The organism is Chimaeribacter coloradensis (assembly GCF_002858715.1).
Taxonomy (GTDB): domain Bacteria; phylum Pseudomonadota; class Gammaproteobacteria; order Enterobacterales; family Enterobacteriaceae; genus Chimaeribacter; species Chimaeribacter coloradensis.
This window is the reverse complement of sequence record NZ_PJZH01000033.1, coordinates 1-23,629: the sequence shown is the minus strand read 5'-3', so window position 1 is coordinate 23,629 and position 23,629 is coordinate 1. Positions and strand designations below refer to the sequence as shown.

At 60.2% G+C, this 23,629-nt stretch carries 18 protein-coding genes; 13 read left to right on the top strand and 5 right to left on the bottom strand.

Annotation, left to right across the window (positions count from 1 at the left end):
* Positions 1 to 100: 100 nt before the first annotated feature.
* On the top strand, positions 101 to 2,095 hold the full coding sequence (gene pdeR / locus CYR32_RS19220) for a cyclic di-GMP phosphodiesterase (protein ID WP_101826735.1): 1,995 nt from the start codon (positions 101 to 103) through the stop codon (positions 2,093 to 2,095).
* A 59-nt stretch (positions 2,096 to 2,154) separates the two neighbouring features.
* Here pdeR and CYR32_RS19215 read toward each other — a convergent pair whose 3' ends face one another.
* Positions 2,155 to 3,021 carry a crotonase/enoyl-CoA hydratase family protein gene (locus tag CYR32_RS19215; protein ID WP_101826734.1) on the bottom strand — a complete coding sequence of 289 codons (867 nt, stop codon included), beginning with the start codon at positions 3,019 to 3,021 and terminating at the stop codon, positions 2,155 to 2,157.
* Positions 3,022 to 3,443: 422 nt separating this feature from the next.
* Here CYR32_RS19215 and CYR32_RS19210 point away from each other — a divergent pair, with 422 nt between their 5' ends.
* Positions 3,444 to 4,145 (top strand): LuxR C-terminal-related transcriptional regulator, encoded by a 702-nt coding sequence (locus CYR32_RS19210; RefSeq protein ID WP_146000727.1) that lies wholly within the window; start codon positions 3,444 to 3,446, stop codon positions 4,143 to 4,145.
* Positions 4,146 to 4,404: 259 nt separating this feature from the next.
* Positions 4,405 to 6,426: an NADPH-dependent 2,4-dienoyl-CoA reductase gene (locus CYR32_RS19205; protein ID WP_101826732.1), complete on the top strand. Its 2,022-nt coding sequence runs from the start codon at positions 4,405 to 4,407 to the stop codon at positions 6,424 to 6,426.
* 3 nt (positions 6,427 to 6,429) lie between these two features.
* Here CYR32_RS19205 and rlmG read toward each other — a convergent pair whose 3' ends face one another.
* Positions 6,430 to 7,569, bottom strand: coding sequence for a 23S rRNA (guanine(1835)-N(2))-methyltransferase RlmG (gene rlmG / locus CYR32_RS19200; protein WP_101826731.1), 1,140 nt, complete (start codon positions 7,567 to 7,569; stop codon positions 6,430 to 6,432).
* Positions 7,570 to 7,723: 154 nt separating this feature from the next.
* On the opposite strand from rlmG, the gene CYR32_RS19195 reads away from it, so the two are divergent.
* From CYR32_RS19195 to CYR32_RS19180, 4 genes are all read left to right on the top strand, one after another.
* On the top strand, positions 7,724 to 8,230 hold the full coding sequence (locus tag CYR32_RS19195; RefSeq protein ID WP_101826730.1) for a M48 metallopeptidase family protein: 507 nt from the start codon (positions 7,724 to 7,726) through the stop codon (positions 8,228 to 8,230).
* A 39-nt stretch (positions 8,231 to 8,269) separates the two neighbouring features.
* A complete protein-coding gene (locus tag CYR32_RS19190) occupies positions 8,270 to 9,259 on the top strand; it encodes a Gfo/Idh/MocA family protein (RefSeq protein WP_101826729.1) in 990 nt (329 codons plus the stop codon).
* 12 nt (positions 9,260 to 9,271) lie between these two features.
* A complete protein-coding gene (locus CYR32_RS19185; RefSeq protein WP_101826728.1) occupies positions 9,272 to 10,000 on the top strand; it encodes a glutamine amidotransferase in 729 nt (242 codons plus the stop codon).
* Positions 10,001 to 10,276: 276 nt separating this feature from the next.
* Positions 10,277 to 11,233, top strand: a complete 957-nt coding sequence (locus CYR32_RS19180; protein ID WP_101826727.1) for a TerC family protein — start codon at positions 10,277 to 10,279, stop codon at positions 11,231 to 11,233.
* A 53-nt stretch (positions 11,234 to 11,286) separates the two neighbouring features.
* On the opposite strand, the gene CYR32_RS19175 is transcribed toward CYR32_RS19180, so the two are convergent.
* Entirely contained in the window at positions 11,287 to 13,713 is a 2,427-nt protein-coding gene (locus CYR32_RS19175; protein ID WP_101826726.1) for a beta-N-acetylhexosaminidase, read from the bottom strand.
* A 340-nt stretch (positions 13,714 to 14,053) separates the two neighbouring features.
* On the opposite strand from CYR32_RS19175, the gene treR reads away from it, so the two are divergent.
* From treR to treC, 3 genes are all read left to right on the top strand, one after another.
* Complete coding sequence (gene treR, locus CYR32_RS19170) at positions 14,054 to 15,007, top strand: trehalose operon repressor TreR (protein WP_101826725.1); 954 nt, start codon at positions 14,054 to 14,056, stop codon at positions 15,005 to 15,007.
* A 168-nt stretch (positions 15,008 to 15,175) separates the two neighbouring features.
* Entirely contained in the window at positions 15,176 to 16,603 is a 1,428-nt protein-coding gene (gene treB, locus CYR32_RS19165) for a PTS trehalose transporter subunit IIBC (RefSeq protein WP_101826724.1), read from the top strand.
* Positions 16,604 to 16,683: 80 nt separating this feature from the next.
* Positions 16,684 to 18,357, top strand: a complete 1,674-nt coding sequence (gene treC, locus CYR32_RS19160; protein WP_101826723.1) for an alpha,alpha-phosphotrehalase — start codon at positions 16,684 to 16,686, stop codon at positions 18,355 to 18,357.
* A 4-nt stretch (positions 18,358 to 18,361) separates the two neighbouring features.
* On the opposite strand, the gene CYR32_RS19155 is transcribed toward treC, so the two are convergent.
* Entirely contained in the window at positions 18,362 to 19,378 is a 1,017-nt protein-coding gene (locus CYR32_RS19155; protein WP_101826722.1) for an NAD-dependent epimerase/dehydratase family protein, read from the bottom strand.
* Between the two features lie 296 nt (positions 19,379 to 19,674).
* On the opposite strand from CYR32_RS19155, the gene nrdD reads away from it, so the two are divergent.
* The 3 genes from nrdD (at position 19,675) to CYR32_RS19140 (ending at position 23,183) form a co-directional block, all read left to right on the top strand.
* A complete protein-coding gene (nrdD, locus tag CYR32_RS19150) occupies positions 19,675 to 21,810 on the top strand; it encodes an anaerobic ribonucleoside-triphosphate reductase (protein WP_101826721.1) in 2,136 nt (711 codons plus the stop codon).
* A 6-nt stretch (positions 21,811 to 21,816) separates the two neighbouring features.
* On the top strand, positions 21,817 to 22,281 hold the full coding sequence (gene nrdG / locus CYR32_RS19145; protein ID WP_101826720.1) for an anaerobic ribonucleoside-triphosphate reductase-activating protein: 465 nt from the start codon (positions 21,817 to 21,819) through the stop codon (positions 22,279 to 22,281).
* A 173-nt stretch (positions 22,282 to 22,454) separates the two neighbouring features.
* Positions 22,455 to 23,183 (top strand): response regulator, encoded by a 729-nt coding sequence (locus CYR32_RS19140; protein WP_165698281.1) that lies wholly within the window; start codon positions 22,455 to 22,457, stop codon positions 23,181 to 23,183.
* A 157-nt stretch (positions 23,184 to 23,340) separates the two neighbouring features.
* Here the strand turns inward: CYR32_RS19140 and CYR32_RS21730 are convergent.
* Positions 23,341 to 23,629, bottom strand: a 289-nt coding sequence (locus CYR32_RS21730; RefSeq protein WP_165698280.1) for a hypothetical protein, incomplete at its 5' end; no start/stop codon positions are given.

Sequence of the window (23,629 nt, the reverse complement as noted above, 5' to 3'; positions counted from 1 at the left end):
TATGGCACCCTATAGCGGTTTACCTTGCGCCGGGCCCCATCTGCCCGGTGGGCGGGCGTCAGGCCCCGGCCTGTAAAGCCCCTGCTGCGGAGAAGTCCTCATGATCGAAAATCAAGACGGTTCGATCCTGTATCAACATTTTGGTACCCCCCGCCCTTATTGGCGGCTCCATGCGGACAGCAATGCGCTGGAACTCTCTGCAGAAAAAAACATGACCAACGTGGCCGTTGCCCTGACGGGCTATCAGGCCATGACTATCCGTGAACTGACCGGCGTGACGGCCAGTTTCTCCCTTGATCTCTCACTGTATGGAACGCCTTTGCGCCTGCATCTGGTTGGCCGCCGCATCGGCCCTGAAGAGTGGGGCGGTACCGCGTCCGACTATTATGACACCCCTTCCGTGGCCCACGATCTGGAGGTCGGGCTCTCCTTTGCGGAACAGGTGGTCTCTGAAGCCAACTCGGTAATTGTGATCGTCGATCAGGAAGGGAAAGTTCAGCGCTTTAACCGCCTGAGCGAAGAGTACACCGGCGTCAAAGAGAAGGATGTCATCGGCAAAAGCGCGTATGACCTGTTTATGTCGCTGGAGGAAGGCACCGCCTCCCGCCAGAATATTACCGGCTTTTTCCAGACCGCCCAATCCTACGAGGTGGAACGCTGGATCAACACCGTCAAAGGCCAGCGACTGTTCCTGTTCCGCAATAAGTTTGTACACAGCGGCAGCGGTAAACAGCAGACGTTCCTGATCTGCTCCGGCACGGACATCACCGATGAACGTATGGCGCAGGAGCGGCTGCGCGTGCTGGCCAGCACCGACACCATCACCGGCCTCGCCAACCGCCACGCCATCATGGAAAAGATGACGGCGGCACTGGCTGACTGCGGCGACCAGCAGGTCGGTGTCATCTACCTGGATTTAGATAATTTTAAGAAAGTGAACGATGCCTACGGGCATATGTTTGGCGACCGCCTGCTACAGGAGGTCGCTCGTTCGATTCAGACCTGCCTCGGCCCGCGGGACACCCTGGCCCGGCTGGGCGGGGATGAATTTATCATCCTCAGCGAAAATACCAGCCTGGCGGCACTGGAAGCCTGCGCGCAGCAGATCCACAGCCGCCTGAAAACCCCCTTCCGCATTGGGTTGATTGAGGTCTACACCGGCTGCTCCTGCGGCCTTGCCCTCTGCCCTGAGCACGGTACCAACGCCGAAAGCCTGATCCGCAATGCGGACACGGCGATGTATGTTGCCAAGGAGCAAGGGAGACGTACACACCGGGTGTTTTCACCGGAGATGAACTATAAAGTGGCCGAGTACATGTGGCTGGACACCAACCTGCGCAAAGCGCTGGATGAGCAGCAACTGTTGCTCTATTACCAGCCGAAGGTCTCCTCTGCCACGGGGCGGGTCGAAAGCGTCGAGGCGCTGGTGCGCTGGTACTCCCCGGAACGCGGGCTGATAGCGCCTGCCCATTTCATCCCCTATGCGGAAGAGTCCGGGCTTATCGGCCCACTGGGGAAATGGGTGATGGAAACGGCCGCCCATCAGGCCGTGGCCTGGCAACAGAAAGGGCTGAACCTGCGTATCGCCGTTAATCTCTCCGCACGGCAACTGAGCGGGGACATTCTGATCCCCACCTTTAAAGAGGCGATGGCCGCTTCCGGCATGAGCCGCTGTTTGCTGGATGTGGAGCTGACCGAAAGCTGCCTGATTGAAGATGAGCGCACCGCCGTGTCGCTGATTAATCAGTTGCATGAGCTGGGCGCGGAAGTCTATCTGGACGATTTCGGCACCGGTTACTCCTCCTTGTCGCAGCTGGCGCGCATCCCGATTGACTACATCAAACTCGACCAGAGTTTTGTGCGCGGCATCAGCAATAATGAGGTGTCACAGGCGCTGGTCAGGGCCATTATTGCCGTGGCCAGAACCCTGAACCTGAAAGTGGTGGCGGAAGGGGTAGAGACGGAGCACGAAGAGCGCTTTGTGGATGAGGTCGGCGTGGATGACAAGCAGGGCTACTTCTATGCGAAGCCAATGCCCCCTGAGGAGCTGGAGCATTGGCTGTCGAACAATGATGTGCTTCACCCATCAAAGTAACCGGTCACCGCAGTGCCGGCATAACATGGTGAATCAGGCAGCCAGGCTGCCTGCCCCGGTTAACCTGCTTTGCGCAGGGTAGCCGTATGGCGGTTTTGCAACATCACCAGCCGTTCCATATAGGCGATGTCTTTCTCTTCCAGGGTAAAGGCGGCGTCTACCCAGTCTTCGGTGATGTCCATCAGCTCAGAGCGGGTCAGTTGCAGCACCCGCTGCCGGGCGCGGATCATCGCCCGCATCCCGTTCATTTTCGGCCGCAGGGTATCCATAAAGGTCCGGGTGGCCTCAAACGCACTGCCGGGGTGGAACAGGTGATCAATCAGCCCGCGGTTTTCATACCATTCCGCAGTATGTGACTCACCGCTGCTGATCAGCTCCTCCGCCAGCCGCATACCCGCTTTACGGGTCACCAGTGAGTAGGCGCCCATGCCGGGGAACAGGTTAAAGGCAATCTCCGGGAAGCCCATACGTGCATTGTTCTGCGCCAGCACGTAGTGGTGCGCCAGCGCAGCTTCAAAGCCGCCGCCCAGCGCCGTACCCTCAATCATCGCTAATGTAATAGCCCCGACGCCAAACCCCTGTGAGGCGGCATGGACGCAGTCAATACAGGCGCGGGCGTAGGCCCGCAGCGACTCCCGTTTACGGCTTTTTATCGCTTCAACAAAATAGTTAAGATCGCCGCCGACGTTATAGATATTGGGCACCAGCGAGCCGGTGACCCAGAAATCGATCGGCAGTTGTGAGGCTTTGGCGCAATCGGCCAGTTTCATAATGTCGTCAATCAGTGCCTGGTTGAAACAGGGGCGCGGGTAGGCCCGTAGCATCATCCACATCACATTGCGGCCCTCTTCGTAAAATGCAGAAATTTGTGACAGGTGGCCGGCTTCGGTAAATGCACGGCAAGATGGATGGTCAAGAAGGTTCATAATAAGTCCTGTTTTTTTCAGTGTACGTTGGGTGAAGCCAGACCAGCCTAGTGCAGCTCAACGATGAACTGAATCCATTGCCGCAGATGATGCAGGTTATATATAAAAATCATGCCGGGCCGATCAAAAAATGATCGGCTCTTTTTTCTGCTTATTTAATCCGGATTTATGACCAGATTTCACGTGAAAATAAAGGGAGATATTGTGAATAAGATTGCTCTTATAAAATGGGCGCTCTCAGGAATTATCAGAAAGTCATTCTAAAAAACCTTTAGTAATAACAAGTTACTTATGGCTTTTCACTAAGTATGAATTAATTATTCACTATTATTTAATTGCCCACCCCGTACCCAGAACGCATTATTTGAATCGCAAATGGCCTTGCACAAAAATAATCACACTGACTGTTACGTTGTCTGCCTGTGATTACTTTTCTCACCAGGAGCTATAATATGCCTTATAAGATAATCATCGCCGGGGATAATCCAATAATTAAATACGGTCTTACCCTTATCATTAATGAAATGAGCAACAAGAAGCTAAAGGTCACCAACACTGTTTTACTCAAGGATATTTACCACGTTGAGGAGCCGTTTGACCTGCTAATTGCCAGCATCAACGCCCCCGAAGATATGTTCAGCATCCACCTCCCCTTTATCAGCCGTTTTTACGAAAAATCACCTGATAAAAAACTCGCCCTGCTCGCAGGCATCACCACCTCCTCCCTGCTGCTGAAATCCCGGAAATACCTGAATGGCCTGCTTTCTGAGCGAGACTCCTTTGCGGAACTGATCGAGGGAATGATAAAGATTGCAGAGGGTCAGGATTACATTTCACGCCGCATACGTGAACACCAGTTTATTGATAAACGGCCCCGCCCATTAACGCTGAATGCGTCGCGCCTGGCATTAAGTGAATGTGAAGATAAAGTCATTAAATACCTTTTCTCCGGCTATAACGTCACCGAAACCGCCCGGCTGCTCGACCGCAGCATTAAAACCGTGAGCGCCCAGAAACGGCAGGCGATGAAAAAGCTGGGCGTCGAGAATGATACCGAATTACTGTTAATCGGCAGCCAGCTGACCTACGGGGAAAAGTCATGCGGCGGGAACAACGCAGGCTGACCGCAGCGCAACACCCCACCGCGTGAAATACCCATTTGATGTTTACAGGGAGTGGGCCGCTCCCTGTGTCCGTTGCCCCGCTTCCCCCGCCTCTCTTGCTGTCGCCCGGCAACAGATTTTTGAACAACCTCACATTCCCCGCAGAGACTCTTTTTAACCACTTCATCTCCCCGGTTTTGCCCCCTACACTCATCCGACCACTTAGCAGGATGACGAGTTTGCACAGGACGCAATTTGTCCCCTATTGCCGGAGATGCCTATGCCCACCTATCCCCATCTGCTTGCCCCGCTCGACCTGGGCTTTACCACGCTTAAAAACCGCGTCCTGATGGGCTCTATGCATACCGGCCTGGAAGAGTTGCCGGACGGAAGCGCGCGCCTGGCCGCCTTTTATGCGGCCCGCGCCCGGGCCGATGTCGGGCTGATCGTGACCGGCGGCATCGCCCCCAATGCCGAGGGGGTGGTGTATCAGGGGGCGACGGCGCTGGTCTCCCCTTCGCAGCTGCCGTGGCACCGGCAGATAACCGGGGCCGTGCATCAGGCCGGCGGCAAAATTGCCCTGCAAATCCTTCATGCCGGGCGCTACAGCTACCAGCCTCACCCGGTGGCCCCCTCTGCCCTGCAGGCCCCGATTAACCGCTTCACGCCGGAAGCGATGACAGAGGAGAAGATCCTCGCCACTCTCGCGGATTTCGCCCGGTGCGCGCAGCTGGCGCAGCAGGCCGGTTACGACGGCGTGGAGATCATGGGCTCAGAGGGCTACCTGATTAACCAGTTCCTCGCCGCCCGCACCAACCGCCGGGAGGACGCGTGGGGCGGCAGCGCGGAGAAGCGCCGCCGCTTTGCGCTGGAGGTTGTCCGGGCGGTGCGGGAGATCACCGGGCCGCACTTCATTATCATCTACCGCCTCTCGCTGCTTGATCTGGTCGAAGAGGGGCAGACGCGGGAAGAGTGCATCGCACTGGCCCAAGGTGTTGAGCAGGCCGGGGCCACGCTGATCAATACCGGCATCGGCTGGCATGAGGCGCGTATCCCGACCATCGCCACGCGGGTGCCGCGCGCGGCGTTCGGCTGGGTCACGCAGCAGCTGATGGGCAAGGTGTCAGTGCCGCTGATCGCCACCAACCGCATCAATGACCCGGCGGTAGCGGAGGATTTGCTGGCCTCCGGCATGGCCGATATGGTCTCAATGGCGCGCCCGTTTCTGGCCGACCCGGCGTTCGTCACCAAAGCGATACAGGGCCACCCGGAGGAGATCAACACCTGCATCGCCTGTAATCAGGCCTGCCTGGATCAGGTGTTCGAAGGCAAAGTCGCCTCGTGCCTGGTCAACCCGCTGGCCTGCCGCGAGACCGAGCTTAGCGTCACCCCGGCCATTGTACCCAAACGGCTGGCGGTGGTGGGTGCCGGCCCGGCCGGGCTGGCGTTTGCCCTGACGGCGGCGATGCGCGGCCACCGGGTGACGCTGTTTGATGCCCGGCCGGAGATTGGCGGGCAGTTCAACCTTGCGCGGTTGATCCCGGGAAAAGAGGAGTTTAACCAGACGCTGCGCTATTACCGCACCCAGCTGGCGCTGTGGGGCGTGGCGCAGCAGCTGGGGCAATGGGTAGGCGCGGAGGATCTGGCCGCGTTTGATGAGGTAATCCTGGCGACCGGCGTGGAGCCGCGTACGCCGTCGATTCCCGGCATCGATCACCCGAAAGTGCTGAGCTACCTTGAGGTACTGCGTGACAAGGTGCCGGTAGGGGCACGGGTGGCGATCATCGGCGCAGGCGGGATCGGCTTTGACGTGGCGGAGTACCTGAGCCAGCACGGCCCGGCGGCCAGCCTGAGCAGCGAGCAGTTCTGCCTCGAATGGGGCGTGGACCGCACCCTGACGCAGCCGGGCGGCGTGCTGCCGCAGGGCGGCGTACCGGCGCGTTCGGCCCGGCAAATCTTCCTGTTACAGCGCAAAACCAGCAAAGTGGGCAGCGGGCTGGCGAAAACCACCGGCTGGATCCACCGCGCCGGGCTGATGCAGCGTGGGGTAACGTTACTCAACAGCGTGGAATATCTGCGGATTGATGACCGCGGGCTGCATATTCAGCGGGCGGAGCAGCAGCACTGCCTGGCAGTGGATCATGTGGTGGTGTGCGCCGGGCAGGAGCCGCAACGGGCGTTGCAGGCCCCGCTGGCAGCGCTGGGAAAAAAGGTGCATCTGATAGGGGGTGCTGAGGTGGCGCTGGAACTGGACGCCCGCCGGGCAATTGATCAGGGTACCCGGCTGGCGTTGGCGATCTGAGGATCAGCGTGACGAACGGGTTTTCACCGCGCGCAGAATCACAAACTTCTGGCTGGAGGCCAGGGTTTCACAGTTGCCGAACAGGCGCTTCAGTTTGTGGTAGTAATCGAGGTGGCGGTTGCCGACGATGCGCAACTCACCGCCGTTTTGCAGGCAGCGCTTGGCATCGCAGAACATCTGCCAGGCGGTCACGTCGGTGACGGTGCTCTGCTGGTGGAACGGCGGGTTACACAGCACCGCCTGCAGACTGTCACGCTCCACGTGCGCCAGCAGGTTATCTACCTGGAACGTGCAGCGCGCCAGATCCTGTGGGCGGTTACGCGTCACGTTCAGCTCGCTGGATGCCACCGCCATGTAGGACTCATCGGTAAACAGCAGTTCCGCGTCCGGGTTCTGGGCCAGCGCCGTCAGCCCGATCACGCCGTTGCCGCAGCCGAGGTCAGCGATCCGCCCCTCCATGTTCTCCGGCAGGTGCTGCATAAAGAGGCGTGCGCCGATATCCAGCCCGCCGCGCGAAAAGACGTTGGCGTGGTTGGCGATGCGGTAGTCGGTGCCGTCCAGCGTCCATTCACTGATCACCGGCTTATCGTCAACCGTCAGATCCGCCACGCTGCCGAAGATCAGCCGCGCTTTTTTCTTCGCCAGGCTGGTTTTGGTCGGCCCGAGGATCTTCTCAAACAGTTGCAGGGTGGAGGTGTGGATATCTCGCGCTTTCGCCCCGGCAATGATCACGGTCTCCGGCGTCACCACACGGCGTAACGCCTTAAGCTGCTGCTCCAGCAGCGCCAGCGTTTTCGGCACGCGCATCACCACCAGCCCCGGCGCGTCCGGCAACGGGGCCAGGCTGTCCTGCACGGTCACCGAGTCCGGGTCCCAGCCGTTCAGCGCCAGGTTGTGGCGCACGGCCAGCTGCGCCATGTAGGAGTCGCTGATGCTGTAGGGCTGGTGCGCCGACAGGGCACACCCCAGCGCGCCGAAGGTGTCGTTGAAAATCAGCAGCGGCTTGCCTTCCGCCGCGGTGATGTCCAGGGTCTCCAGCAGGTATTCATCTGCCGCATCCCAGGCTTGCAGCGTGGTGATCTCTTCCTGCTGCGGGTAGCGCTCAAGCTCAAGGCGCAACGTTCCCAGTTCAAATAGGCTCATCGCCCCTCCTGAATAAAAAATTTGGGCTGTTTATCCCTTAAATTTGCCTGTCAGTAAAATGTTTTTTCGGTTAAAACTGGCTTTATTGCCGTTGCCGCGCGTTTCTGCCCGCCGCACGCGGCCGCATCCCTTTTCCGGAGACCGAGCCAAACCGATGCAACCACTGACTTACCTTCAGGGCTACCCTGATCACCTGCTGCATCAGGTACGCCAGCTGATCGACGATCGGCGTCTGGGCAGCGTGCTGTTGCAACGCTACCCGCAGCCGCACGACCTCACCACGGACAAATCGCTCTATCAGTTTACCACTGACCTGAAAAACCAGTTTCTGCGCAACGCCCCGCCCATCAGCAAAGTCGCCTATGACGGCAAAATCCAGGTGATGAAACATGCGCTGGGGCTGCACACCGCGGTGTCACGGGTGCAGGGCAACAAGCTCAAAGCCAAGGCGGAGATCCGCGTGGCCACCGTGTTCAAAAGTGCGCCGGAGGCGTTCCTGCGGATGATCGTGGTGCATGAGCTGGCGCACCTGAAAGAGAAAGATCACAACAAGGCGTTTTACAGCCTCTGCTGCCACATGGACCCGGCTTACCATCAACTGGAGTTTGATACCCGGCTCTACCTGACACACCTGGATCTGTTCGGCACCCTCTATTCCTGAACCGATGGCGGCCCCGGCCGCCTGCACATGGAGTTACCCATGATTCGCTTTGCTGTTGTTGGCACCAACTGGATCACCCAGCGTTTTATCGATGCAGCCCATGAGAGCGGCAAGATGCGCCTGGCCGCCATCTACTCCCGCACCCTGGATCAGGCCAAAGCGTTTGGCGAGGATTACCCGGCCGCCCACTATTTTGACGACCTGACGGCGCTGGCCGAAAGCGATCAGGTGGATGCCGTCTACCTCGCCAGCCCGAACGCCCTGCACTGTGCGCAGGCGCTGCTGTTTATGCGCCACGGCAAGCATGTGATCTGTGAAAAGCCGCTCGCCTCCAATCTGCACGAGGCAGAGCAGATGATCGCCTGCGCCCGCGAGCATCAGGTGGTGCTGTTCGAGGCGTTCAAAACCGCCTGGCTGCCTAACTTCCTGCACCTGCAAAGCTGTTTGCCGCGCGTCGGCACCCTGCACCGCGCCTACTTCACCTATTGCCAGTTCTCCTCGCGCTACCCGCGCTACCTGGCCGGGGAGAACCCGAACACCTTTAACCCGGCGTTTTCCAACGGCTCGATCATGGACATCGGCTACTACTGCCTGGCGAGCAGCGTCGCGCTCTGGGGCGAACCGCAGCGCGTCACCGCCAGCGCCGCCCTGCTCGCCAGCGGCGTGGACGGGCACGGCACGGTGATCCTGCACTATGACGGGTTTGACGTGGTGATTGCCCACTCCAAAGTGAGTGACTCCGCCCTGCCGAGTGAAATCCAGGGCGAAAGCGGCACGCTGGAGATTGAGAAGCTCGCCGAATGCCAGGCGGTGGCCTTTACGCCGCGCGGCGGGCAGAAGCTCGACCTCACCCAGCCGCAGCACATCAACACCATGCTGTATGAGGCGGAAGCCTTCGCCCGGCTGGTCGAGGCGGGCCAGGTGGAGCATCCGGGGCTGGAAACCTCCCGCATCACGGCCCGGCTGCTGACGGAGATCCGCCGCCAGACCGGGGTGGTCTTCCCGGCCGACAGTGCGCCCATCGTCTGAACAGGGGGTCATATGACGCAGCGTAAACCGCTTCTGATCCTGCAAACCGGTGATGCCCCGGCAGTGATCCAGCAGCAGCATGAGAACTACCGGCAGATGTTTATCCACCAGGGGGCAATCTCACCGCAGGCGCTGGCGGTGGTGCACCTGCCGCAGGGAGAGCGCCCCGGCCTGCCCTCCGGCTACAGCGGCGTCATCATCACCGGCTCCGGCGCAATGGTAACGGATCGGCTGGCGTGGAGTGAATGGGCAGCGGACTGGCTGCGGCAGGCCGTGGAGATCGCCCTGCCGGTGTTCGGCGTCTGTTACGGCCACCAGCTGCTGGCCGACATGCTCGGCGGCGTGGTGGACTACCACCCGCAGGGTATGGAGTGCGGCACCAAAATGCTGGAGCGGCTGCCGGGCGCGGAGCGTGATCCGCTCTGCGCCGCGCTGCCCGCGCGCTTTACTGCCAACCTGATCCACTCGCAGACGGTGCTAGAACCGCCGCCGGGCGCGCAGGTGCTGGCCCGCTCCGGCCACGATCCGCACCAGATCCTGCGGTTTAACGCCACCACTTTCGGCACCCAGTTCCACCCGGAATTCACCGGCGCGGTGATGAAAAGCTACCTGCGCTGGCAGGCGGCGCTGCACCCGGAGCGGCAGGCCGCGCTGGAGGCGCACCCGGCCGGGGACACGCCGTTCAGCCAGGGGTTATTGCAGGCGTTTGTCGCCGGGCTGGGTCACGGTCAACGGGAGTAAACATAAGTTTGACGAATCTTTACCTGATGACATATTGAGCACGGAAACATTTCGTATTATTTTGACATCAGCAAAGGGGAGTAACTTCTTCGCCGGCCAATCGTCATTACGGTGTTCTGCTCATGCAGCACCCGGTTGCCGGGGCAACCCGAACATCTTATCCGGGTTGTAAGTGAGACCTTGCCGGAAGGCGGGGTTTGCTTACAGCTCAACAGAGCGGCTGACGTCTTCCGATGTCAGCCGTTTTTTTGTTTTCAGGATAATGAGGAGCACCCTATGAACTCTGTTGGAAACCCGTGGCTATGGGGCAGTTTCGCTGTCATCGTCGCCATTATGCTGGCGGTTGACCTGCTGTTGCAGGGCAAGCGCGGGCAGCAAACCATGTCCATGAAGAGCGCGGCCTGCTGGTCGCTGGTGTGGGTCAGCCTGGCGCTGCTGTTTAATGCCGGTTTCTGGTGGTATCTCAACGGGACGCTGGGGCGCGAGGTGGCGGACCAGCAGGCGCTGGCGTTCCTCACCGGTTACCTGATTGAGAAAGCGCTGGCGGTGGATAACGTCTTCGTCTGGCTGATGCTGTTCAGTTACTTTGCCGTCCCGGCCAGTTTGCAACGGCGCGTGCTGGTGTACGGCGTGCTTGGCGCGATTGTGCTGCGTACCCTGATGATCTTCGGCGGCAGCTGGCTGGTGACGCAGTTCCACTGGATCCTCTACGTGTTCGGCGCGTTCCTGCTGTTTACCGGCGTCAAAATGGCGCTGGCGAAAGAGGATGATGCCGTCATGGGCGAGAAGCCGCTGGTGCGCTGGCTGCGCAAACACCTGCGGATGACGGACGAACTGGATGGCGAGAAGTTCTTCACCTACCGCAACGGCGTGCGCTTTGCCACCCCGCTGCTGCTGGTGCTGATTCTGGTGGAGCTGAGTGACGTGATCTTCGCGGTGGACAGCATCCCGGCGATCTTTGCCGTCACCACCGACCCGTTTATCGTGCTGACTTCAAACCTGTTCGCGATCCTCGGCCTGCGCGCCATGTATTTCCTGCTGGCGAACGTGGCGGAGAAGTTCTCGCTGCTGAAGTATGGCCTGGCGGTGATCCTGGTGTTTATCGGCGCGAAGATGCTGATGATGGATATTTACCACATCCCGGTGGCGGTCTCGCTGGGCGTGGTAGGCGGGATTCTGGCAGTGACGCTGCTGCTGAACGTCTGGGTCAACAAGCGCGCCGCGCGCACCTGATGCCTCACGGGGCAGGCACCTGCCCCGTTCTCTTTTCCTGCCCGGCGGGCCGGTTAACGGCGCTTGCCGTTGGCCGGTTTCGCCCCGCTCTCCTCTTTGCGGGTGATGCCGTCGAGCAGGGCTTCCAGCGGGTAGACCGCGGCAATCACCACCTCATCCCGCACTGCGGCTGCGCTGTCCAGTAATTGGCGGGCGCGCTTCACCTCATTGCTGCCCATCAGGCTGCCGCGCTGGGCGACGTCCACCAGCCGCTGGCCCAGTACCGACAGCGCGCTGATGTCCGCGGCCACCGGTTGCAGCGGCACCAGCCGCGAATTGCCCGCCAGCAGCGGCGCGACCGCCGTGCTGTTGGCCTGCCAGCGGGTGAAGCGTTGGCGCAGGGCGTCGGCGGCCTGGCTGTTGGTGCGGTCAGCCAGCAGTTGCTGCACCTCCAGGTTCATCCGGCGTACCTCGTCGCTCTCCGGCGGCAGCGCATCGGCAAAACGGTTTAGCGGTTCGAACTGGTGATAATTGCCCGCCTGGAATTTCAGGTGCAGGCGGGTGTAGTACTGCGCCGGTTCGATCGCCTCCGCCAGCACCTGCAACGGTGCAATCTGCGTGCTCTGCGCCAGCCGGGTAAACTGGCGCGCCGTCTCGGCGTGCTGTTGCAGCCCCACCGACACCACCGACCACGCATCCACCGCCGCCAGCCGCTGGTACATGTTCTGCTCGTCCTGCACATCCCGCGCTGACCAGAGCCGCTCCGCCACGGCAAAGCCGCGCGGCCAGAGTTTCAGGTCAAGGATCTGCGGCGTGATCGCTTCTGCCCAGAGTGCCGCCTCGCCGCCGAGGATGTTGGCGACCCCGGCGCGGTCCGGCACTACCGGCGCGGTGCCGGCCGGTACCGACGCGAGCTTCTTGCCGCTGACCGGGTAGCGCACGTTGCCGATCAGGAAGTAACCCGCCAGCGTGCCGTTTTTCAGCGTCAGCACCGGCCGGGTGTCACCCATCCAGGTATCGATCTGGAACGTGACTCCGGCGTCACGCCAGGTGATATTGCGCACCGCCCGGCGTGATTTGCCGCTGAAGTCGATAAACCCGCGCCAGCCCTGCGGCCCCTCAATCAGGGTCACGCTGCCCTCTACCGGCTTGCCTTTGAGGCGCGGCATGGTGAAGGCCCAGCTCTGCGCCTGCTCATCCTGATGCACCTGATCGTCGATCCAGAGCGGCTGCGGCAGCACCTCGTTGCGGTAGTGGTAGGCGGTGCTGTGCGGCTGGTCGAGGTAGAAGCCGGTGGAGAGCAGCCCTTTGTAGCCCTCCTGCGCGACGGTGCCCAGCGCATCCGGCCCCTGCCAGGACTGAATCACCGCTGTTTTCGGCAGATCCGGGTGGTGGATCTCATCCCAGCCCACCATGGTGCGCTGCCAGGAGCCGAGGACCAGCGTCAGCCTGCGGTTGAAGTAGGCCTGGAGCGCGTGGCTGTCCGCCAGATTGTTGCGTTGCATAAACGCCTGGATCGTGGGCGACGCGTTCCACTGCGTCGGGTCAACCTCGTCCCCGCCGATATGCAGATAGGGATCGGGGAAGATCGCTGCCACCTCGCCCAGGATCGTGTCCACAAACTGGTAAGTCTCCTGGCGGCTTGGGTCGAGCGTGGGCTGATGCACGCCCCACTCCCGCTGCATCAGGTAGGGACCGGGCGCGCTGACCAGCTCCGGGTAAGCCACGGCAATGGCCGAGGCGTGGCCGGGCAAGTCGATCTCCGGTACCACGCGGATGCCGAGCGACGTGGCGTAGGCCACCACCTCTTTCATCTGCGCCACGCTGTAGAACTGGCCGTCACTCGCCTGCTCCTGCAGCTTCGGGTAGTGGGTTGAAGCGAAACGCCAGCCCTGATCGTCGGTGAGGTGCCAGTGGAAGACGTTCAGCTTGGCGGCGGCCATGCCGTCGAGCTGGCGTTTGATGTCACTGACCGGCAGGAAATGGCGCGCGGAGTCGAGCAGCACACCGCGCCAGGGGAAACGTGGCGCGTCAATGATGCGCACCAGCGGCAGCGCGGTATGGCTGCCGTTGTTGTGGATCAGCTGCAACAGCGTCTCCATGCCGCGCAGGGCACCAAAGCGCGTTTCCGCATTCAGCACCGCGCCCTGCGGCGTGATGGTCAGCTGGTAGCGCTCATCGCTGTCCGGCAGCGGTTGCGGGTCCACTTTCTGTTTGATCACCACCATGATCAGCGCCTGCTGCGGGTTATCCGCCTGCGGCAGCAGCGTCCAGCCGGTCTGCTGTTCGATGCGCTGACGCCAGCGCGCCACGGCCGGGCCGAGATCGTCCCCGCTGACGCCGATGGTCAGCCGGTTATCGAGCATCAGCGACCCTTGCTGGTTGGCCTCGACTCGTTGCGGCCAGGGCATCAACGGCAGATCGCCGGCAGGTTGCGCCCGCAGCGCAGGGGAGAGCAGGATCAGCGAGGCCAGCAGCGTGGGGGGTAAACGGCGTTTCATTCTTATCAGTCCCTGGAGGTCATTACAGCAATGCGCAAGAGTAACCCGAGGGATAATAAAGGGTAAGCGCCGGCCCGTCGCCCTTTGTGGCTAAAAAACCGCCATAGATCACGCCTTTGCCCCCGCCTGCCCGATCATGCCCTTTAATAACAAAAACTTTCAGCGCCTTAGCAGGCGCGCCCTGCTTTTTGCCCCCAACGTTTTACCGTTTTCACCCACAAATTTAAGAATTCTTCCAGCCGGGGCGACGGTCTGGTCTGAACAGAGGGTGCACCGCGCCGGAATTTCAGTTAAAAAGGAAAGCCTTTTCCCTGTAACCCATGATAACCAGCCGTCAACCATGACCAGTCGCCTGACCATCAAAGATATTGCCCGCCTCAGCGGCGTGGGGAAATCCACCGTTTCCCGCGTGCTCAACAATGAAGGCAGCGTCAGCCCGCGCACCCGTGAGCGGGTGGAGGCGGTGATCCGTGAGCACGGTTTTACGCCGTCGAAATCGGCGCGCGCCATGCGCGGCCAGAGCGATAAAGTGGTTGGGATCGTCGTCTCGCGCCTCGACTCCCCGTCGGAGAACCAGGCGGTGCGCGCCATGCTGCCGCTGCTTTACCAGCAGGGCTTTGATCCGATTGTGATGGAGAGCCAGTTCTCCACCGCCCGCGTGCGGGAGCACCTGCAGGTGCTGCGGCAGCGCAATGTGGACGGGGTGATCCTGTTCGGCTTTACCGGGCTGGAGGATGCATTATTACAGCCGTGGCAGGCGAATATGGTGACGCTGGCGCGGGATTACGCCGGGCTTTCCTCCGTCTGTTATGACGACGCGGGCGCGGTGCGTTTGTTGATGGATGAGCTGAGCCGGCGCGGCCACCCGCAGATTGGCTACATCGGTGTAACCCCGGACGATGCCACCACCGGCCTGCGCCGCCAGCAGGCCTATCTCGATTACTGCGGGGAAGCGGGGCTGACGCCGCAGATGGCGATCGGCGAGCTGCGTTACCAGAGCGGTTTCCAGCTCGCCCCTGAGGTGCTGCAACCCGGTATGCAGGCGCTGGTCTGCGCCTCGGACACCATCGCGCTGGGCGCAGCCAAATACCTGCAACAGCATGGCCTGCCCACGGTGCAGGTGTGCGGCATCGGCAATAACCCGCTGCTGCGGTTCCTGTTCCCGGAGACCTTCTCCATCGAGATGGGCTACGGCACCGCCGGGCTGCGTGCCGCCGAACAGCTGCTTAGCCAGCTCCAGAGTGCCCACCCGGACATCCGCCAGATCACCATCCCCTGCCATCTGGTTAAGTAGCGCCACAGGCCTGCCCCGCTGCGGCCAGTGGAAATATGTGATCACCGGCGCAAAGTGGGAACGTTCCCAATTCCACAGACCCAGATTCACGCTATGCTTTCAAAACACCTTCCCTTGTTCCGGCCGGAAAACGCCTTTGCCCTCGCGCCTAACAAAGAGCATACAACCATGAGCAAAAAAACCACGGTCAACCCGTCTGACATTGAGCAGTTGATTACCCTGGTGGGCGGCAGCGGCAACATCGCTACCGTCACCCACTGTATTACCCGGTTGCGTTTTGTCCTGAATGATCCGGCCAAGGCTGACCCGAAAGCCATTGAAGGCCTGCGCATGGTAAAAGGCTGCTTCACCAACGCCGGGCAGTTCCAGGTGGTGATTGGCCCCGAGGTAGGTGACTATTACAAGGCGCTGATCGCCGCCAGCGGCAACAGCGGTGCCAACAAAGAGCAGGCCAAAGTGGCGGCCCGCCAGAACATGAGCCTCTTTGAGCGCGGCATCTCCCACTTTGCCGAGATCTTCTTCCCGCTGCTGCCCGCCCTGATCAGCGGCGGCCTGATCCTCGGCTTCCGCAATATCATCGGCGACATCCCGATGAGCAACGGCCGGTCGCTGGCGCAGCTCTACCCGCTGTGGCAGACCATTTACGATTTCCTCTGGCTGCTCGGTGAGGCGATCTTCTTCTACCTGCCGGTGGGCATCTGCTGGGCCACGGTGAAAAAGCTGGGCGGCACGCCAATCCTCGGCATTGTGCTGGGCGTGACGCTGGTGTCACCGCAGCTGATGAACCCCTACCTGCTGGGGCAGCAGATCCCGGACGTCTGGGATTTCGGCTGGTTTACCATTGAAAAAGTGGGCTATCAGGCGCAGGTGATCCCGTCGATGCTGGCCGGGGTGATGCTGGCCTTTATCGAGACGCGGTTACGCCGCATCGTGCCCAACTACCTGGAGCTGGTAGTGGTGCCGGTGATTTCGCTGATCCTGGCGGTGTTCCTCGCCCATACGCTGATCGGGCCGTTCGGCCGCATGATTGGTGACAGCGTTGCCTGGGGCGTGCGCGCGATGATGACCGGTGCCTTCGCGCCGATTGGCGCGGCGATTTTCGGCTTCCTCTATGCGCCGCTGGTGGTCACCGGCGTGCACCAGACCACGCTGGCCATCGATTTGCAGATGATCCAGAACATGGGCGGTACGCCGGTCTGGCCGCTGATCGCCCTTTCCAACATTGCGCAGGCCGCCGCGGTGACCGGCATCATCATCGTCAGCCGCAAACACAATGAGCGTGAAATCTCGGTGCCGGCTGCCATCTCCGCCTACCTGGGCGTGACCGAACCGGCGATGTACGGGATCAACCTCAAATACCGCTTCCCGATGCTCTGCGCGATGATCGGCTCTGCCTGCGCCGCGCTGATCTGCGGGCTGGCCCATGTGACGGCTAACGGCATCGGCGTCGGCGGGTTGCCGGGCATCCTGTCGATCAAACCGCAGTTCTGGGCCGTCTACGCCCTGGCGATGCTGACCGCGATTGTCGTGCCGGTTCTGCTGACCGTGCTGGTCTACCAGCGCAAAATGCGCCGCGGTGAGCTGGCGTACACCTGATTGTCTGCCGGGCGCCGCGAAGGCGCCCGCCTTTTCCCCTTTTTCCTCGCTGAATTTTCTTTTGATATGGGAGCATAGTCATGTCCGCACCTCTGCCCTGGTGGCAAAACGGCGTTATTTACCAGATTTACACCAAGAGTTTTCAGGACAGCACCGGCGACGGGCTGGGCGATCTGCGCGGGGTGATAAGCCGCCTCGATTACCTGCAACAACTGGGGGTGGATGCGCTGTGGCTGACGCCGGTATACCGTTCGCCGCAGGTGGATAACGGCTATGACGTGGCTGACTACTGCTCAATCGACCCGGCCTACGGCACGCTGGAGACCTTTGAGGAGCTGACGCACGAGGCGCACCGGCGCGGTATCCGCATCATCATGGACATGGTGTTCAACCACACCTCGACCCAGCATGAGTGGTTTATCCAGGCGCAGGACCCGGCCAGCGCCTACCGCGACTACTACATCTGGCGTGACCCGGACCCCACCACGCCGGACGGCCTGCCGAATAACTGGCGCTCCAAGTTCGGCGGCAACGCCTGGCAGTGGCATGAGGCCAGCGGCCAGTACTACCTGCACCTGTTCGCCCCCGAGCAGGCTGACCTGAACTGGGAGCACCCGCCGGTGCGCGAGGCGCTGCACCAGGTCTGTGCCTTCTGGGCCGCCAGAGGGGTCGACGGCCTGCGGCTGGATGTGATTAACCTGATCTCAAAAACCCCCGGCCTGCCCTCTGATCACACCGGCGACGGCCGCCGCTATTACACCGACGGCCCGCGCATCCATGAGTTTTTGCAGGGGATGAGCCGCGAGGTGTTCCAGCCGCTGGGGCTGATGACCGTGGGCGAGATGTCCTCGACAACCCTGGAACATTGCCGCCGTTACGCCGCGCTGGACGGCAGCGAACTCTCCATGACCTTCAACTTCCACCACCTGAAAGTGGACTACCCGAACGGCGAGAAATGGGTGCGCGCGCGGCCGGACTTCGTGCAGCTGAAGCGGATTTTCGGCGAGTGGCAGCGCGGGATGCATGGCCACGCCTGGAATGCGCTGTTCTGGTGTAACCACGACCAGCCGCGGGCGGTGTCGCGCTTCGGCGATGACGGCGCGCTGCGGGTGCCCGCCGCCAAGATGCTGGCGATGGTGCTGCACGGGATGCAGGGCACGCCTTATATCTACCAGGGGGAGGAGATCGGCATGACCAACCCCGGCTACCGCTACCTGGCGCAATACCGGGATGTCGAGAGCCTGAATATGTTCAAGGAACTGCTGGCGGCCGGGCGGCCGGAGGCGGAGCTGCTGGATATTCTGTCGGGCAAATCACGCGACAACGGCCGCACGCCGATGCAGTGGGATGAGAGCGACCATGCCGGGTTCAGCACCGTGACGCCGTGGCTGGAGCCGTGCGGCAACTACCACGAGATCAACGTCAGCCGGGCGCTGGCGGACAAGCAGTCGGTGTTTTACACCTACCAGCGGCTGATCGCCCTGCGCAAGCAGTTGCCGATCCTGACCCACGGGGACTATCAGGATCTGCTGCCCGAGCACCCGTGGCTCTGGTGTTACCGGCGTCAGCACGGTGACCAGCAGTTGCTGGTGGCCGCCAACCTCAGCCGGGAGGCGCAACCCTGGCAGCCCGATGAGGATGCCGGGTCCGCCGGGGAGTGGACGCTGCTGATGGATAACTACGGCGACGCCGCCGCGCGGCCTTCAGCGATGACGCTGCGCCCGTTTGAAGCGGTTTACTGGCTGCGCGGCTGACCTCTCAGCGCGGGGTCACCAGGCCCTGCGCAATCATCCACTGGGCAGTCAGTGCGATGCCCTCGGCCAGCGTATAGCGCGGCGTGTAGCCCAGCGTCTGCCGCGCCCGTTGTTGGCTGAGGGTCAGATCATAGGCCGCCGCCGCGACACTGTGCCGCGTCACCCGCGGCCGCTGCCGCCGCACCAGGCTCCTGAGCTCATGCAGCCCCGCCCTGCCGTAGGCGATCTGGTAAGGGGTGGCGCGCAGGTAGTACTGAATCCCTAATTGCTGCCCCAGCAGCATCTCCAGCATCAGCGCCAGGCTCTGCGCCTCATGGTTGGTGATGTTAAATACCGTGCCGCTCTCCAGCGCCGGTTGCTCCGTTGCCAGCGCCAGCGCCTGCACCACATTCAGCACAAAGGTAAACTCTGAACGGGCCACCCCGCCGTCCGGCAGGGCAAGAATGCCCTGACTGTGGCGCAGGTTTTCCAGCATGACCGGCAGGTCGCCCTGCTGATGCGGGCCGAACAGCGCGCCGGGCCTCAGGATGATACAGCAGATATGGGGATAGTGCGGCATCAGCCGCCGGATGCTCTCCTCCGCCGCATATTTGCTGGCAACGGCGTGGCCGGCAAAGCGCGACGGGCGGAAGCCCTCTTCCACGTTGTAACGGTGGCGGTAATCAAAATAGATCGCGGCAGACGAAACGTAGATAAAGCGCCCGACGCCCGCTTCCCCCGCTGCCTGCAACAGGTTTTCAGTGGCCATGACGTTGATGTCATAAAACGACTGATAGTCGCCCCACGGCTGTTGATTGGCTGCACAATGCCAGACGGCATCACACCCCGCCACCAGCGCCCGGCAGGCCGCGATGTCCGCTGAGGCCAGATCCAGCGCGGTAAACTGCGCACCCTGCGCCGCCAGCATGTCGCCCACCCCGGCATTACGCCCGGTGGCATGAACCTGATGGCCCGCCTGCAATAACCACTCCACGGCATTACGCCCCAGCCCGCTTGTCGCTCCAGTGACCAATACTTTCATTGCTCTCCTGCCCGCCTTCACGCTGTCCCGAAAATAGCTGCTTTTCAGCAGTGTAGCCGGGGAGCGCATGTAAAAAAATCGTTAATATCTAATATTGCGGTATCACGGTGTCAGTGTGCCGGTGCCCGGCCCGGTAATGGTCAGAGATTCCACAGCGCACTTTTTTCTTTGTCTTATATCAAGCAAAGCTGCATTAAGGCTCGCCAGAGCACTACATATAGTGCGTATAGTAACCCACCTCTTCTACATGTAGTGATTCTTGCCCCTTGCGGGGTAACCACCAAAGGAGTGCCATCGTGAAACCAGTGGTGATAAAGCGGGACGGGTGCCGGGTAGTCTTTGATGAAGCGCGGATTATGCAGGCGGTTGCCCGGGCGGCGCAGGCGGCCCGGCTAAAAGATGACGACTACTGCGCCGGGGTGGCCCGGCATGTGGCCGCCCAGCTGGCCGGTCAGGATCAGGTGGATATTCACAAGATCCAGGAGGCCGTGGAAAATCTGTTGATGGCCGGGCCGCACAAGGCGCTGGCCCGCGCCTATATCGAATATCGCCACGACCGCGATGTCGCCCGTGAACAACGCGGGAAACTGAACCAGGAGATCCGCGGGCTGGTGGAGCAGCGTAACCCCGCCTTGCTGAATGAGAACGCCAACAAAGACAGCAAAGTCATCCCGACTCAGCGCGATCTGCTGGCCGGCATCGTCGCCAAGCATTACGCCAAGCAGCACATCCTGCCGCGTGACGTGGTGCTGGCCCATGAGCGCGGCGAGATCCACTATCACGATCTCGACTACTCGCCATTTTTCCCGATGTTCAACTGCATGCTGATTGATCTGAAAGGAATGCTGACCGGCGGCTTCAAGATGGGCAATGCCGAGATTGAGACGCCGAAGTCGATCTCAACGGCGACCGCCGTTACCGCCCAGATCATCGCGCAGGTCGCCAGCCATATTTATGGCGGCACGACCATTAACCGTATCGATGAGATCCTCGCCCCTTACGTCACCGCCAGTTTTGACAAGCACCGCGCCACCGCCCAGGCGTGGCAGATCCCGGATGTGGAAGGCTACGCCCGCGACCGCACAGAGAAGGAGTGCTACGACGCATTCCAGTCGCTGGAGTATGAAGTCAACACGCTGCATACCGCCAACGGCCAGACGCCGTTCGTCACCTTTGGGTTTGGCCTCGGCACCTGCTGGCCGTCGCGGCTGATTCAGCAGTCTATCCTGCGTAACCGCATCGCCGGGCTGGGCAAGAACCGCAAAACCGCTGTATTTCCCAAGCTGGTGTTCGCCATCCGCGACGGCATTAACCATAAGCCGGGCGACGCCAACTATGACATCAAACAACTGGCGCTGGAGTGCGCCAGCAAGCGCATGTACCCGGACATCCTCAATTATGAGCAGGTGGTGAAGGTCACCGGTTCGTTCAAAACGCCGATGGGCTGCCGCAGTTTCCTGGGCGTCTATGAGGAGAACGGCGAGCTGATCCATGACGGGCGCAATAACATCGGCGTGATCAGCCTCAACCTGCCGCGCATCGCCCTGGAGGCGCGCGATGATGAGTCCCGGTTCTGGACGTTGCTGGATGAGCGGCTGGTGCTGGCGAAAAAGGCGTTAATGACGCGGATTGCGCGGCTGGAGGGGGTGAAGGCGCGGGTCGCCCCGATCCTCTATATGGAAGGGGCGTGCGGGGTGCGCCTGAAAGCGGATGATGATGTCGCGGAGATCTTCAAACAGGGCCGCGCCTCGGTTTCACTGGGGTACATTGGCCTGCATGAAACCATCAACGCGCTTTCCGGCAACCAGCATGTGTTTGATTACCCATCGCTGCGGGCCAAGGCGGTGCAGATTGTCGCGCGGCTGCGGGCTGCCACTGATGAGTGGAAAGAGGAGACCGGCTACGGCTTCAGCCTCTACAGCACCCCCAGCGAAAACCTGTGCGATCGCTTCTGCCGTCTCGACACCGCCGAATTCGGCGTGGTTCCGGGGGTGACGGATAAAGGCTACTACACCAACAGCTTCCATCTGGATGTGGAAAAGCGCGTTGACCCCTATGCCAAACTGGATTTTGAAGCCCCCTACCCGCTGCTGACAAATGGCGGTTTCATCTGTTACGGCGAATACCCGAACCTGCAACATAACCTCAAGGCGCTGGAAGATGTCTGGGATTACAGCTACCACCGGGTACCCTATTACGGCACCAATACGCCGATTGACGAGTGTTATGTCTGTGGCTTTACCGGTGAGTTTGACTGTACCAGCAAAGGTTTTACCTGCCCAAAATGCGGCAACCATGATGCCAGTAACGTCTCCGTGACCCGGCGGGTGTGCGGCTACCTCGGCAGCCCCGATGCGCGGCCGTTTAATGCCGGCAAACAGGAAGAGGTCAAACGTCGCGTCAAACACCTTCACACCGGCCGGTTGGGGTAAACCTCGATGAATGTCCATCACTACTACCCAATCGATGTGGTCAACGGGCCGGGCACGCGCTGCACCCTGTTTGTCGCCGGGTGCGAGCACCAGTGCCCCGGCTGTTATAACAAAAGCACCTGGCGGCCGGACTCCGGCCGGGTGTTTACCCTGGAGGATGAGAACCGAATTATTGATGACCTCAATGATTTACGCATTCCACGGCAGGGGCTCTCCCTGTCCGGCGGCGATCCTTTGCATCCGCACAATCTTTCCGCCATCCTGCATCTGGTGAAACGCGTGCGGGCGGAGTGTGAAGGAAAAGATATCTGGCTATGGACCGGCTACCAGCTCGGCACGCTGAGTGACGCGCAACGCGAGGTGACCAGCCTGATTAACGTATTGATTGATGGCAAGTTTATACAGGCGTTGAAGGATCCGGCGTTGATCTGGCGCGGCAGCAGCAATCAGGTTATTCATCGGCTCCGTTAATCAATTCCCCTTCTCTTATTATTTTCATGATTTTTATAGCACCCAAAATAGTGTTAAATTTTGGGTCCTATTTATGGCAACGTGAAAATAATTCGTCCCCGCAGGCAACTAAATATACAAATGCAGAAACTCAAATTACACTTACTGCATTCTCATTTAACCAGTGTCCGATTATGCAAAGAAAGAAACCCGAGGCCTTGCGCCCGGTAGGGCCCATTTCCGATAAAAAAATAAGAGTGGCAATAGCGGATCAGCACCCTATTGTTATCTACGGCTTGCTCACGTTATTACGGGGTGAGCATGACATCGATGTTCTGTTTACTAGTTTGTCGCCTAATGATTTATTCAAAAAGCTTCACTTACATGAAATAGATATTGTTATCTGCGATAGCAACTTCACGGAAGATCTGGATGTAAAAGGCACCCAATTATTAAGAACGATTCACCGTCATATGCCGCATGTCAGCATTGTGTTTTACAGCGCAAACCTGACCTCCCACCAGATTGCGGAAGCGATGGAAGCCGGCGCGGCCAGCGTGATACGCAAAAGCGAACAGGATTTTTCACTCATCGTGCACACGTTGCGCCGGGTCCATAGCGGCAGCTTCTACCTGCAACCCAGTATTTCCCATGAGATTTTGTCGTCGTTTTTATCCGGCCGACAAAAAAACAGCAGCTGGCACAGCCTTTCCGCGCGGGAGAAAGTGGTTATCCAGCTTATTTGTGAAGGGTATTCGATTAAGCAGATTGCCCATGAGCTTTGTAAAAGCCCGAAAACCATCAGTAATCAGAAGACGATGGCCATGCGAAAATTGGGCGTAACAAATGATATACAACTGATAAACCGGGTAAAAGAACTCCGTTACGAACTCGCGTCTGAAGCTGAAAATAAAGAGGCGTAATTTCTTACTTTTATTCCTTTAACATCTACCTATTTATAATGAGCATTCCCTCCCTCGTCGCCCTGCCTCTTTACTTTTTACCCTGACATAAAAAAAACGTGCTTCCGGGGAAGCACGTTTTAGTTAAGATCACATGATGAATCAGTGGGTAATTAAATTAATTGATCTTACCCTTATTATTATTTCCAAAAGTGCTCGCCTGTGACCACTCAGCATCCTGATAGGTCTGCTTAGCGGACATCTGATACTCAGGCAGCAGCGGTTTCCAGTCGGTATCCTTCACCTGCACGCCGGTCATACTTTTTCCGGTGGCTTTGGTGTCAGACTCGGCCATGTTGAAGCTTACCGGCTTGGTTGCCTTATCCATATCCTGGATAGTGATACCTTTGCCCTTCACTTCGACACCGGCTACCGGCTTCTGCACACCGCCGCCGTTTTCACCCGGG